The organism is Rathayibacter sp. AY1E2, assembly GCF_002932325.1.
In the GTDB taxonomy this organism is placed as follows: Bacteria; Actinomycetota; Actinomycetes; order Actinomycetales; family Microbacteriaceae; genus Rathayibacter.
Genome location: NZ_PSVO01000001.1, coordinates 115,001 through 127,568, shown reverse-complemented (window position 1 = coordinate 127,568; position 12,568 = coordinate 115,001). Strand labels below are relative to the sequence as shown.

Below are 12,568 nucleotides of genomic sequence, written 5' to 3'. Positions count from 1 at the left end.
CGGGCCCGGTCAGACCTTTCCGAGGATGTCGGCGACGAAGATCAGCGTCGCGCCGCCGGGGATCCCGCCCTGAGGCGAGCCCTGGTCGCCGTAGCCCTGGTCCGGCGGGATGACCGCGATGACCTGGGATCCGACGGGCTGGCCGATGAGGGCATCGGCGAATCCGGCGATGACTCCGCCCTGGGTGGTCGAGCCGTCGGCGGCCGTGAACACGGCGGGAGCGCCCTTCTCCCAGCTGGAGTCGAACACCTTCCCGTCGCTCCACTGCCAGCCGGTGTAGGCCACGACGACCTGGTCGCCCTCGGCGACGACGTCGCCGTCGCCCTTCTTGAGCTGGGCGATGCGGAGGTCGGACGGTGCGTCGCCCGAGGGCTTCGCGAGCCCCGGGCGTCCGTCGTCGCCGAGCGTCACCGTCGGGAAGCCGTCGGGCGCGGGCTGGGCGGCGCCGTTCGCGCGGGCCAGCGAGGCCTCGCGGACGTCCGCGACGAGCACGAGCGTGTCGTCCTCCGAGATGCCGAGCTGCGACGAGGACTGGCCGAAGCCGTCCTCGGGGGCGATCGCGATGGCGACGCGCGAGCCGACCTGCGTGCAGAGGAGGCCCTCGTTCAGGCCGACGAGCCCGGCTCCGCCGACGCCGAAGCGGGCGGTGCTCGACCCGTCGTAGGGCGAGGTCTCGAGGACGGTGCCGTCCGCGCCGTTGACCAGGGTGTAGTCGATGGTGACGAGCTGGCCCTTCTCGAGCGGTGCGCCCGAGCCCTCGATGAGGGTGCTGACCTGCGTGCCGTCCGCCTTCAGCGGCGTCGGGACGCTGACGTCCGGCTTCGCTCCGAAGTCGCCCGTGGCGCTGACCGCCGCCGAGGAGTCGCCGGAGGAGAACGGAGCGTCGCAGTCCGCCTGCGAGGAGGACGCGGTGCATCCGGTGAGAGCGGCGACGATGCCGATGCCGGCGATGAGCGCGGTGGTCCTGCGCACGGGTCCTCGATTCGAGAGAAGGGGAGCGGTGACGCCCGGGGTGGAGACGGCCCGGAGGCCGGGAACAGCTTAGAGGATGCCCTCGTCGTCGGGCTCCGCGGTCTCCTCGCCGAACCCGCGGGCCCGGGAGAGCTCGGCGCTGGTGGCGGACTCGCGGACCCGCTGGCGCAGGCTCTTGGGGCTCACGGCGCGCTCGCCGAGCGCACCGGGGGTCCAGGCCTCCACGTCCTCGTCGCTGAAGTCCGTCTTCGACGGGCGCCGCTTGAGCTCGGGGAGCACGGTGTCCGGAGCGAGTCGGCGCGCGGTGATGAGGAAGCCGGTGTGGCCGATCATCCGGTGGTCCGGCCGGACCGCGAGGCCCTCGACGTGCCAGCCGCGGACCATGGTCTCGTTCGACGACGGGTTCGTGAACAGGCCCGAGGCGCGGATCGCCTCCGCCGTCCGCGAGAGCTGCGTGACGGTGGCCACGTAGCAGAGGAGCACTCCCCCGGGCGTGAGAGCCTCGGCGGCGACGTCGAGGCACTCCCACGGCGCGAGCATGTCGAGCACGACGCGGTCGGCTTCGCCGGACGGGACCGTGCCGGGCAGCGCCTCGACGAGGTCGCCGACGGTGACGCTCCAGTTGTCGGGCGTGTAGCCGAGGAAGGTCTCGATGTTCGCCCGTGCGACATCCGCGAACTCCTCGCGCCGCTCGAACGACGACAGCCGGCCGGTCGGACCCACCGCCCGCAGCAGCCAGAGCGAGAGCGCGCCGGAGCCGACACCGGCCTCGACCACGCGGGCGCCGGGGAAGACGTCGGCGAGGGCGAGGATCTGGGCCGCGTCCTTCGGGTACACGATCGCCGCGCCGCGGGGCATCGACATCACGAAGTCGGCGAGGAGGGGTCGCAGCGCGAGGTGCTCGACGCCGACGGTGTTGGTCACCACCGAGCCGTCGGACAGCCCGATCACCGTGTCGTGCTCGATGCCGCCCCGGTGCGTGTGGAACACCTTGCCGGGAACGAGCGTGATGGTGTTCATCCGCCCCTTGGGTCCCGTCAGCTGGACGCGGTCCCCCGCGCGGAAGGGTCCGGAATGCTGCAGTGCCTCACCGGTCATCGGCGGGCCTCCGTCTCGGTCGTGGCCGGGCCGGAGCCGCGGTGCTCGGAGGACACCGTCGCGAGGTCCGCGACGGTGCGGCCCGCGAGAGTGGGCCAGAGGGCGTAGGGGGCGGCGGGGTCCAGCTCCAGCTGGTGCGGGACGCCGATCGCCGCGGCTCCGGAGGCGACGGCCGCGCCGAGGCCCGTGAGGGAGTCCTCGATCGCGACGCAGGCGGCGATGTCGACACCGAGGGTGCTCGCGGCGAGGAGGTACGCCTCGGGGTGGGGCTTGCTGCGCTCGACCATGTCGCCGCTGACGACGGCGGCGAAGGCGGGGAACGGGATCCGGTCCACGACGGCCGCGGCCATCCGCGAGATCGACATCGTGACCAGCGCCTGCGGCACTCCCGCCTCGGACACCGCGCGCAGCAGCTCGAGCGCGCCCGGTCGCCACGGGATGCTCACGGCCAGCTGGTCGACGACCTCGTCGGTCATCCGGTCGATGATCGCGTCGACGGAGAGGTCGACGCCCTTGCCCTGCAGGATGCGGGCGGCGGCGGGCAGGCCCGAGCCGACGAGTCCCATCGCGTCCTCGTGGGTCCACACTCCGCCGAAGGAGGAGACGAGCGCGTGCTCCGACGCCATCCAGTACGGCTCGGTGTCGACGAGCGTCCCGTCCATGTCCCAGAGGACGGCGGCGGGGGCGGACGCTCCTCCGAGCGACTCGGAGGACAGCGGCCGGGCGGAGGTCTCGGGAGTCACGAGCGACCATGGTACCGGCAGGGCCGCGCCCCTCCCCGGCCGCGGCCGAGAGCGAACAGCGCGGCCGATCCCGCCGGACGGGACGGGCGCGGCCGGGGGCGGTCCTATCCTGGACGGAGGGACAGGCGCGGTGTGCGCTCCCCGCACATCGAGCCGAACGCGGAGATCCTGCCTATGAACGTGATCACGGGGAACGTCCTGGTCGTGGCCTTCGAGGGCTGGAACGACGCCGGGGACGCCGCCAGCGGCGCGCTGCGGCTGGTCAAGGACGCCGGGGAGTACGTGCCCCTCTTCGCCGTCGACGCCGAGCAGTACTACGACTTCCAGTACACCCGCCCCATGCTCTCGATCGGCGAGGACGGCCGCCGCAGCCTCGCCTGGCCCGGCACCCAGATCTTCGGCCCGGCCGACACCTCGGTCGACGCCGAGAGCGCGCTGTACCTCATGATCGGCACCGAGCCCTCGCGCAGCTGGAAGAGCTTCGCGGCCGAGGTCGTCGACGCCATGCTCGCGATCGACATCTCTGCCGTCGTCTTCCTCGGCGCGATGCTCGCCGACGTCCCGCACACCCGGCCGATCTCCATCTTCGCCTCGAGCGAGAACGCGGAGCTGCGGAGCTCCTTCGAGCTCGAGCGCTCCAGCTACGAGGGGCCGGTCGGCATCCTCAGCGTGATCGGCGAGGCCGCACAGAAGGTCGGCATCCCCGCCGTCTCGATCTGGGCCTCCGTCCCGCACTACGTGCACAACGCGCCCTCGCCCAAGGCGATGCTGGCGCTGCTCGAGAAGCTCGAGGAGGTCGTCGGCCTGGCGATCCCCCGCGGCGACCTCGTCGAGGAGGCGGAGGAGTGGGAGCGCGGCATCGACGCCCTCGCCGCCGAGGACGAGGAGATGGCGTCGTACATCGCCCAGCTCGAGCAGGCGCGCGACACCGTCGACTCGCCCGAGGCGAGCGGCGAGGCGATCGCCCAGGAGTTCGAGCGCTACCTGCGCCGCCGCGGCGACGGCCGCTCCGGCGAGGAGCCCTGGCGGCCGTAGCCTCCGCCGGCGCCCGCTCGTCCGAGACGGTCGTCGATCACGGGACCGCTCCGGCCGATGACCCTCCCGGCCGCCCTGACGGGACCCGCCCCTGACAGGACTCGAGCCGTCCGGCACTCGAGGCTTACGGGACTCGAGCCTGACGGGGTTCAGGCCGGGCGCACCCCGAGCAGGGCGTCGACCGAGTCGCGCAGGAGCGACGGGTCGTCCACGCCCTCGGTCAGTGCGGCGTCGACGACGGCGAGGGCGGCCGGAGTGCCGAGGTCGTCGGCCAGCGCCTCGCGCAGCTGCGCCAGCACCTCGAGCGCCGAGCGCGGTCCGACGGCGGCGAGGGCCGACTCCCAGCGCGCCAGGCGCGCCTCGGCCGACGGCAGGTCCTCGGGCAGCCACTCCCAGTCGGAGCGGTAGTGGTGCGCGAGGAGCGCGAGGCGGATCGCCCGCGGGTCCGCGCCCTCGCTCCGCAGACGGGAGACCAGCACCAGGTTCCCGAGCGACTTGCTCATCTTCTCGCCCTGGTAGGCGACCATCCCGGCGTGCGCGTAGGCGCGGGCCAGAGGACGACCGGACAGCGAAGCGGCGTGGCCGGCGCTGAACTCGTGGTGCGGGAAGACCAGGTCGCTCCCGCCGCCCTGCAGGGTGAACTCGGGTCCGAGCCGGTCGAGGGCGATCACCGAGCACTCGATGTGCCAGCCCGGACGGCCGCGGCCGACCTCGGCGTCCCAGGCGGGCTCGCCGGCGCGCTCGGCCCGCCAGAGCAGCGGATCGAGGGGGTCGCGCTTGCCGGCGCGCTCCGGGTCGCCCCCGCGCAGCGCCGAGAAGCGGGCCATCGACTCCGCGTCGAGCCGGCTCTCGCTGCCCAGGTGCCAGACGGCGCTCTCGGCCGCGGCGATGTCGTAGTAGAGGTCGCTCGCGCCCTCCTCCGCCGCGTCCGGAGCAGCGACGCGGTAGGCGACGCCGTCGCGCTCCAGGCGGGCGACCGCCTCCGCGATGGGATCCACAGTCTCGGTGACTCCGACGTAGTGCTGCGGAGGCAGGACGCGCAGGGCGGCCATGTCGCCGCGGAACAGCTCGACCTGCTCCTCGGCGAGGTCGCGCCAGTCGACACCGGTGGCCGTCGCACGCTCGAGCAGCGGGTCGTCGACGTCGGTCACGTTCTGGGCGTACTCGACCGTGTAGCCCGCGTCGAGCCAGACGCGCTGGACCGTGTCGAAGGCGAGGTAGGTCGACGCGTGCCCGAGGTGGGTGGCGTCGTAGGGCGTGATGCCGCAGACGTAGAGGCTCGCGACTCCGCTGGGCGCGTCGAGCTCGACGGGGCCGGCGGTCGCGGTGTCGTGCAGGCGCGGTGCGCTCCCCCGGCCGGGCAGGGCGGGGACGTCGGCGGCGGTCCAGGCGCGCATCTAGGCGGCGATCAGGCCGGTGGCGAGCGCGACCATGAGGACGACGCCGAGGACGATGCGGTACACGACGAACGGGAGGAAGCTGCGGCGGGAGATGTAGCTCATGAAGAACGCGATCACGACGAAGCCGACCACGAACGCGACGATGGTCGCCACGAGGGTCTCGAGCCCGCCGACCTGGACCTGGTTCGGGAGCACGACCGGGTCGCTGATGCTCTTGTACAGCTGGTAGAGACCGCTGCCGAACACCGCGGGGATCGCGAGGAGGAAGGAGTAGCGCGCCGCCGCCTTGCGCTCGTAGCCGAGGAAGAGGCCGGCGGTGATGGTGCCTCCCGAGCGCGAGACGCCGGGGATCAGGGCGAGTGCCTGCGCGCCTCCGAAGATCAGGCCGTCGCGGACGCCCAGGTCGCGCAGGCGGCGCTTCTTCGCGCCGACCGCGTCGGCGATGCCGAGCAGGATGCCGAAGAGGATGAGGGTGGTGGCCACCACCCACAGAGAGCGGAGGGTCGTCTCGATCGCGTCCTGGAAGACGAGGCCGAGGACGATGATCGGAAGGCTGCCCAGGATGATGAGCCAGCCCATGCGGGCGTCCGGGTCCGAGCGCGGGATCCGGCCGACGAGGGAGCGCGCCCAGTGCGACACGATCCGCACGATGTCGCGCCAGAAGTAGATGATGACGGCGGTCTCGGTGCCCAGCTGCGTGATCGCGGTGAAAGCGGCTCCGGTGTCGCGGCCGCCGAGACCGGGCAGCAGCTCGCTGACGATCCGGAGGTGGGCGCTGGAGGAGATGGGGAGGAATTCGGTCAGACCCTGGACGAGTCCCAGGATCAGCGCGTCGAGCAGGCCCATGCGTCACTTTCGAGGAGGGCTGGGGCGTCGTCGGCCAGCAGTCGGTCGGGATCGGTCGGTGCTGACCCGGTCCGCGGCGCCGTCAGGAGCTCAGCAGGAGATCGGTCAGGACCTTCCTGCCAAACACTAGTGCGTCCAGTGGAACGCGCTCGTCGACCCCGTGGAACAGCGCCGGGAAGTCCAGGGACGACGGCAGCTGGAGCGGCGCGAACCCGTATCCGGTGATGCCGAGCGTCGAGAGCGCCTTGTTGTCGGTGCCTCCGGAGAGCAGGTACGGGAGGACCTCGGCGCCCGGATCGAACCGGCGGATCGAGGCGGCCATGCTCTCGACGAGGGGGCCGGCGAAGGGCACCTCGAGTCCGATGTCGCGGTGCTGGACGAGGATCTCGACGTGCTCGCCCGCGAGGACCTTCAGCCGCTCGAGCACCGAATCCTCCTCGCCGGGGAGGACGCGCACGTCGATGGTGGCCTCCGCGGTGTCCGGGATGACGTTGGCCTTGTAGCCGGCCGACAGCATCGACGGATTGGCGGTGGTGCGCAGCGTCGCGGCGATGAAGCGCGAGGCGGTGCCAGTGGCGAGTGCCAGCTCCTCCGGAGTGCTGCGCTGGGGGTCGTGGCCGAGCAGGCGGGCGACCTCGTCGAGCAGCTCGCGCGTGGTGTCGGTGAGGCGCGTGGGCCACTCCTCGCTGCCGATGCGGGCGATCGCCTGCGCCAGCCGGGTGACGGCGTTCTCGGAGTTGATCTGCGAGCCGTGCCCCGCCGTTCCGTGCGCGCGGAGGGTCAGCCACATCAGCGCCTTCTCGCCCGTCTGCACGAGGTAGGCGCGCTTGCCGGCCAGCTCGATCGAGTAGCCGCCGACCTCGCTGATCGCCTCGGTCGCTCCGGCGAACAGCTCGGGCCGCTCACGGGCCAGGAATCCCGATCCCCGCACGCCGCCCGCCTCCTCGTCGGCGAAGAAGGCGATGACGAGGTCGCGGGAGGGGCGCCGCCCCTCGCGGAGGATGTCGCCGAGCGAGGCGAGGATCATCGCGTCCATGTTCTTCATGTCGACCGCGCCGCGGCCCCAGAGCATGCCGTCCTTGATCTCGCCGCCGAACGGGTCGACGCTCCAGTTGTCGGCGATGGCGGGCACCACGTCGAGGTGCCCGTGGACGACGAGGGCGCCGCGCTCGCGGTCCTCCCCCGCGACCCGCGCCACGACGCTCGTGCGTCCCGGGTCGGAGTCGATCAGCTCCGGCTCGAGGCCGAGGTCGCGCAGCTTCGCCGCGACGTACTCCGCGGCCGGGCGCTCCGGCTCCGCCTTCCCGTCACCGTAGTTGCTGGTGTCGAAGCGGATGAGATCGCGCGCGATGAGCGCCGTCTCGTCGAGGGTGCTGTCGGTCACGGGCGCGCTGTCGATGCTGTCGGACATGCGGGCAACGGTACCGGCGCGGGCTCGACGGCGCGGGGAGGCCGGTGGGCCGCGAGGTGGCGTGAGAGGCTCCGGAACCGTGCTAATGTCTTCTTCGGCCGCGGAAACGCAGGTCGAAGGAAACACTCGTCCGGGTGGCGGAAATGGCAGACGCGCTAGCTTGAGGTGCTAGTGCCCGTATAGGGCGTGGGGGTTCAAGTCCCCCCTCGGACACACTGATCGGAACCCCTCGTCTCTCCTCGGAGAGGCGGGGGGTTCCGTCGTTCCCGGCACCTCCCTCCTCGTGTCGGTGGGAGGGATGCGGCGGGCGGAGAGAGCAGACGCCCCGCTCTTTCCCGAAGAGGCGGGGCGTCTCCTGCAGTAAACGGGCGCTCCTGCACCGCAGGGCCCTCCTGCACAGACCGTGCCTCGGCGTCAGACGCCTGCTGTCGCCGGCGACCAGCCGAGAGCCGGAGCGATCGATTCCACGACAGTGCGCAGGAGCCGCGCGTTGTACTCGACCCCGAGCTGGTTGGGAACGGTGAGCAGCAGCGTGTCCGCCTCCTGCACGGCGGCGTCCGCAGCGAGCTCGGCGGCGACGGCGTCCGGCTCGCCCGTGTAGCTGCGGCCGAATCGGGCGCGGACGCCCTCGAGGGTGGCGACCTGGTCCTGCTCACCGCGGCCGCCGAAGTACAGGCGGTCGAGATCGCTCGTGATCGGGAGGACGCTGCGCGAGACGGAGACGCGCGGGGTGCGCGCCCAGCCCGCCTCGCTCCACGCGGCGCGGTACTCGCGGATCTGGCGGGCCTGCAGCTCGTCGAAGGGCACGCCCTCCTCCTCCAGCAGCAGGGTCGACGACTGCAGGTTCATGCCCTGCTCGGCCGCCCAGCGCGCGGTCGCGAAGCTGCCGGCACCCCACCAGATCCGGTCCTCGAGGCCGGGCGAGCGCGGCTCGATCGAGAGCGGGAGCGACTGGCGCGTCATCGCCGGATCCGACTGCGCGACGGGTGCCCCGGCGAGCGCCTCCCGGAGGATGCGCACCTTCTGCCGGGCGAGGTCGGCGTCGGTCATCCCCTCCGGGGGGACGAAGCCGAACGTTTCGGACCCGCGCAGGGCGGTCTCGGGCGATCCCCGGCTGACCCCGAGCTCGAGCCGGCCGTCGGAGATCAGGTCGGTGGCGGCCGCCTCCTCCGCCATGTAGAGCGGGTTCTCGTAGCGCATGTCGATGACCCCGGTGCCGATCTCGATGCGGCGGGTGCGCGCGGCGATCGCCGCCAGCAGCGGGAACGGCGAGGCGAGCTGCGGCGCGAAGTGGTGCACGCGGACGTAGGCGCCGTCGATGCCGATCTCCTCCGCCGCCTCCGCGAGCTCGATCGTCTGGAGGAGGACGTCGCGAGCCGAGCGGGTCTGAGACCCGGGGACCGACTGGTAGTGGCCGAAGGAGAGGAAGCCGATGCGCGAGACCATGCCTGCCTCAGCGCTCGGGGGTCCCCCGCTATTCCCGGGTGGTGTGCACGGCGGACCCCGAACCGCGACAGCGCTCCCGAGGAGTTCTCAATACACGTATGGTGGTCGCGTGCCCGCTGATCGGGGCGGAGAGGGGTCGTCGTGGAGCCGATGGTCGGTCGCCTCGGGGCGACTCTCGGGGTCGCCATGCAGACGATCAGCGGGTCGCAGGTGCAGGCAGGCGCTCTCCGTCCGCAGCGGAACCGGTCGCCCGGTCGCGTCTCCGCGTCAGTGCGCCTCGAAGTCGGCGGAGACCGAGGCGGTGACCTCGATGTCCTCCGGCTTGAGGGCCAACGGCTCCTCAGGAGAGGAGAACGCCTTGGCGCGGCTCATCATCGCCGAGCCCCCCTCGATGCGCGTGTGCGGCCGCAGTCCCGGCTCGAAGAGGGTCAGCACCCGCACCTCGGTCAGGCCGAGAGCCGCCGCATAGGCCTCGGCCCGCTCGCGCGCGTCGCGGACGGCAGCGGTGCGGACCTCGCGCTCGATGCCCGCCCGTCGCGCCGCCGTCACGTCCCAGTCGACCCCCGAGATCTGGATCCCCGGCACCTCCGAGATCGAGCCGACCCAGCGCCCGAGAGCCGCGAAGTCCCGGTACTTCACCCGGACCCCGGCGGCCGCGACGTGGAACAGCTGCGTGACGTCCGAGTCCTTGATGTACCGGCGGATCGAGGAGACCGAGATCTGATCGGAGGACCACCAGGTGGCGGCGCCGGACGCCTGCTCGGCGGCCGCCTCCTCACGGACCCGCGCGTGCAGGGCGGTGACCTCGGCGAGCGCCTGGGGTCGGGATCGCGACTCGCGCCGGATCTCGAGGCGGACGGTTCCCCGCTCGGCGGGGTGGAAGTGCTGGGCGAGACCGGCGACGGTGATGGTGACCATGGCCCCATGGTGCCGTACGCACCCCGTCAGCTCCGAGCGGCGAGCATCTCCCGGATGCGGTCGGCGAGGGCCCGCTCCGTCGTCAGGTTGCTGACCAGCTGGGCTCGGTGCCCCCCGCAGGCGCCTGGGAGGGGATCTCCGGTGCTCGGGTCGACCCGGCCCAGCAGTGCCCGCTCCCCCTGGGCGATCGAGGCCTCGAGCAGGGCGAGCCGCCGCTCGAGCCGCTCGGTCTCGAAGCTCTCGGGCGTGATGTCGGACTCGCGGAAGTGGCCGGCTGTGGAAGTGGGGACGCTCATCGATGATCCGTTCCGTCGGGGGCGCCCAGGAGCGGCGCCATCACCAGGAAGACACCGGAGAACGGCGATCATGACGCGAAGGCGCGAAATGCTCTGAGACGTGGCGCGCCACCGGCGGTCAGGAGCGGAAGACGGCCAGGTTCTCGTTCTCCACGATGGCGAGGGTGCGGACGAGGCGGGTGTAGCGCTCGACGAGCTCGCCCTCCCCCGCGCCCTGTCCCAGCAGGGCCGAGATGCTCTCGGCAGGGAAGAGGGAGACGATCTCCATCGCGACGGCCCGCGCGTGCTCGGAGGAGAGAGTGCGCGCGTACTCCAGAGCGCGGGTCAGCTGCGGCCTCTCCTCCCCCTCCGGACTCGCCGACGGCGCCGTCGTGGCGGCATGCCCGAGGACCGCCACGAAGACGCGGGCGATCTCGTCGACCCGGAGTGCGCGGACCAGGGTCAGCAGACGCGAGGAGACGCGGGAGACGCCGCGCGCGAGGAGCTCTCCGCTGAGGGCGCGCACCTCGATCACGTCGCCGCCGCCGAACTCGCCGGAGACGCGCTTGATGCCCGAGGCGAACAGGCTCGAGCCGGCTCCGATGCTCCGCTCGGCCTCGAGGTTGATCTCGACGCGACCGCGGCCGGTGGCCACTCCGGAGATCCAGCGCTGCTCCACGGGCGGATGCGCGTGCACGGCGCGGACGAGGGTGCCCGGGCCCGGCCCTCCCAGGGTGCCCAGGATGACCTCGGGGGTGCGCGCCCCGGCGATCCTGGTCGAGACGCCGTTGTGCGCGGCGAGCTCGGCGGCCCGCAGCTTGGAGCGGATGCCCCCTCGGCCGGTACCGCCCTTCTGCACGCCGATGCGGCGCAGCTCCGAGATGCCCAGCTCCTCGAGGTGCACGCCCTCGGCGATGCTGCCGGCGAAGACGCCGGGGACGTCGGTGAGCAGCAGCAGAAGGTCCGCGCCGAGGAGCATCGCCAGTCCGCCGGCGACGCCGTCGTTGTCCGAGCCGGCGGAGTCGATCGTGTCGTTGCCGTTGACCACGGGCACGACTCCGGCGTCGAGGGCGTGGCGTATCGCCTCGGCGACGTGCGCCATCTGCCGGGGAGAGGCGAGGTCGGACTCGCCGATGAGGATCTGCGCGACCAGGGCGCCCGAGAGCTCGGCCACCGAGCGGTAGAAGCCCATCAGGACGGTCTGGCCCACCGCTGCCGCCAGGCGGGCGCTGATCGGCTCCTCCTGCGAGCGGGCGAAGAGCGCCCGGCCCGAGGAGACGGCGCCGGAGGAGACCAGCACGACGTCCCAGCCCAGCGCGCGGGCGGCGAAGGCGCTCTCGAGCGCGCTGGCCAGGAGAACGGGATCCGGACCCGACTGCTTGGTGACCGAGCTGGACCCCATCTTGACCACGAGGGTCCGCCTGCGCGGCGCGGCCGGGGCGGTGGCGTCGGAGTCGGCGGGGTCGGGCAGGGCGTCGGACATGGCTCCCATGGTAGAGGCGCGGGAGGAGGCCCTTCCTCGCCGAGACCCGGTGGAGAACGCCCCAGGACGGGGATGTCGGGGGCGGATGCGAGACTGCCCGGGACGTCTGGTACCTCCTCCTCAGTGCGCCTCGCCGGGCGGTCGCGGAGGGGTCCGATCGGATCGCCGGTGGATGTCGGTGGCGATTGACATACTCGAACACATGTTCGAACATGGGCAGATGAGCCCCCCTTCACCCCTCGTCTCCGCGGAGACGGCCGAGGCCGCAGAGCCCCTTCTGCGGCAGCTCGCGTCGGTGAAGGAGCTGCAGTCCCGCATCCGGGACATGCAGGCGACCACTCTCGAGACCAGGAGCCTCGCCACCCTGCCGGCCTTCTCCTCCGTGCTCCCGGGCGGCTCGCTCAAGCAGGGTGCCGCCTACTCGGTGGAGGGCTCGATGAGTCTGGCGATGGGGCTGCTCGCCGGCCCGTCCGCCGAGGGCTCGTGGTGCGGCGTGGTGGGCGTCCCGGAGTTCGGGGCCGAGGCCGCGGCCGGCATGGGGATCGACCTCGAGCGCCTGGTGCTCGTGCCCGCACCGGCCGAGCACTGGCTCACCGTCACCGCCGCTCTGGTCGATGTGCTGACCGTCGTGCTCACCCGTCCGCCCGCCTCCGTCTCCTCGGCCGACGTCTCGCGTCTGGGAGCACGACTGCGCCAGCGGGGTGCCGCGCTCGTGGTCCTCGGCGAGTGGCCCCAGGCCGAGGCGCGGCTCAGCATCCGCAGCAGCCGCTGGGAGGGGCTCGGCGACGGCCACGGCTACCTGCGCTCCCGGGAGGCGATGGTCGATGTGGTCGGCCGGGCCGGCACCCGGGTGCGCACGGTGCGGATGAGCATGCCCGGCGTCGAGAGCGCCTTCGGCTCCCGGGTCGAGCACGGCCGCCTGCACGAGCGGGCGGTCTGAG

12 protein-coding genes and 1 tRNA gene are annotated in these 12,568 nt (G+C 72.6%); 3 read left to right on the top strand and 10 right to left on the bottom strand.

Annotation, left to right across the window (positions count from 1 at the left end):
• Positions 1 to 9 precede the first annotated feature (9 nt).
• From C5C49_RS00555 to C5C49_RS00545, 3 genes are all read right to left on the bottom strand, one after another.
• Complete coding sequence (locus C5C49_RS00555) at positions 10 to 972, bottom strand: FKBP-type peptidyl-prolyl cis-trans isomerase (RefSeq protein WP_104237455.1); 963 nt, start codon at positions 970 to 972, stop codon at positions 10 to 12.
• A gap of 69 nt (positions 973 to 1,041) precedes the next feature.
• The gene (locus C5C49_RS00550; protein WP_104345164.1) at positions 1,042 to 2,070 is read right to left on the bottom strand and encodes a tRNA (adenine-N1)-methyltransferase; all 1,029 of its coding nucleotides are present in this window, start codon (positions 2,068 to 2,070) and stop codon (positions 1,042 to 1,044) included.
• Positions 2,067 to 2,813, bottom strand: a complete 747-nt coding sequence (locus tag C5C49_RS00545; RefSeq protein WP_258068331.1) for an HAD family phosphatase — start codon at positions 2,811 to 2,813, stop codon at positions 2,067 to 2,069. The genes C5C49_RS00550 and C5C49_RS00545 overlap by 4 nt, the downstream gene beginning before the upstream one ends.
• A gap of 174 nt (positions 2,814 to 2,987) precedes the next feature.
• Between C5C49_RS00545 and C5C49_RS00540 the strand changes: the two genes are divergently transcribed.
• The gene (locus tag C5C49_RS00540; RefSeq protein WP_104222142.1) at positions 2,988 to 3,848 is read left to right on the top strand and encodes a proteasome assembly chaperone family protein; all 861 of its coding nucleotides are present in this window, start codon (positions 2,988 to 2,990) and stop codon (positions 3,846 to 3,848) included.
• 149 nt (positions 3,849 to 3,997) lie between these two features.
• Here C5C49_RS00540 and mshC read toward each other — a convergent pair whose 3' ends face one another.
• From mshC to C5C49_RS00525, 3 genes are all read right to left on the bottom strand, one after another.
• Positions 3,998 to 5,245, bottom strand: coding sequence for a cysteine--1-D-myo-inosityl 2-amino-2-deoxy-alpha-D-glucopyranoside ligase (gene mshC / locus C5C49_RS00535; protein ID WP_104345163.1), 1,248 nt, complete (start codon positions 5,243 to 5,245; stop codon positions 3,998 to 4,000).
• A complete protein-coding gene (locus C5C49_RS00530; RefSeq protein WP_104222008.1) occupies positions 5,246 to 6,094 on the bottom strand; it encodes an undecaprenyl-diphosphate phosphatase in 849 nt (282 codons plus the stop codon).
• Between the two features lie 82 nt (positions 6,095 to 6,176).
• Positions 6,177 to 7,505, bottom strand: a complete 1,329-nt coding sequence (locus tag C5C49_RS00525) for a M20/M25/M40 family metallo-hydrolase (RefSeq protein WP_181027105.1) — start codon at positions 7,503 to 7,505, stop codon at positions 6,177 to 6,179.
• Positions 7,506 to 7,633: 128 nt separating this feature from the next.
• Here C5C49_RS00525 and C5C49_RS00520 point away from each other — a divergent pair.
• Positions 7,634 to 7,718, top strand: a tRNA-Leu gene (locus tag C5C49_RS00520).
• A 201-nt stretch (positions 7,719 to 7,919) separates the two neighbouring features.
• On the opposite strand, the gene C5C49_RS00515 is transcribed toward C5C49_RS00520, so the two are convergent.
• The 4 genes from C5C49_RS00515 to proB form a co-directional block, all read right to left on the bottom strand.
• Positions 7,920 to 8,951, bottom strand: coding sequence for an LLM class flavin-dependent oxidoreductase (locus C5C49_RS00515; RefSeq protein ID WP_104345162.1), 1,032 nt, complete (start codon positions 8,949 to 8,951; stop codon positions 7,920 to 7,922).
• Between the two features lie 267 nt (positions 8,952 to 9,218).
• Positions 9,219 to 9,869, bottom strand: coding sequence for an SIMPL domain-containing protein (locus tag C5C49_RS00510; protein ID WP_104225267.1), 651 nt, complete (start codon positions 9,867 to 9,869; stop codon positions 9,219 to 9,221).
• A 26-nt stretch (positions 9,870 to 9,895) separates the two neighbouring features.
• On the bottom strand, positions 9,896 to 10,165 hold the full coding sequence (locus C5C49_RS00505) for a hypothetical protein (RefSeq protein WP_104345161.1): 270 nt from the start codon (positions 10,163 to 10,165) through the stop codon (positions 9,896 to 9,898).
• Between the two features lie 118 nt (positions 10,166 to 10,283).
• Entirely contained in the window at positions 10,284 to 11,627 is a 1,344-nt protein-coding gene (gene proB / locus C5C49_RS00500) for a glutamate 5-kinase (RefSeq protein WP_181135676.1), read from the bottom strand.
• 220 nt (positions 11,628 to 11,847) lie between these two features.
• On the opposite strand from proB, the gene C5C49_RS00495 reads away from it, so the two are divergent.
• Complete coding sequence (locus C5C49_RS00495) at positions 11,848 to 12,567, top strand: hypothetical protein (protein WP_104225270.1); 720 nt, start codon at positions 11,848 to 11,850, stop codon at positions 12,565 to 12,567.
• The last annotated feature ends 1 nt before the right edge of the window (position 12,568 follow it).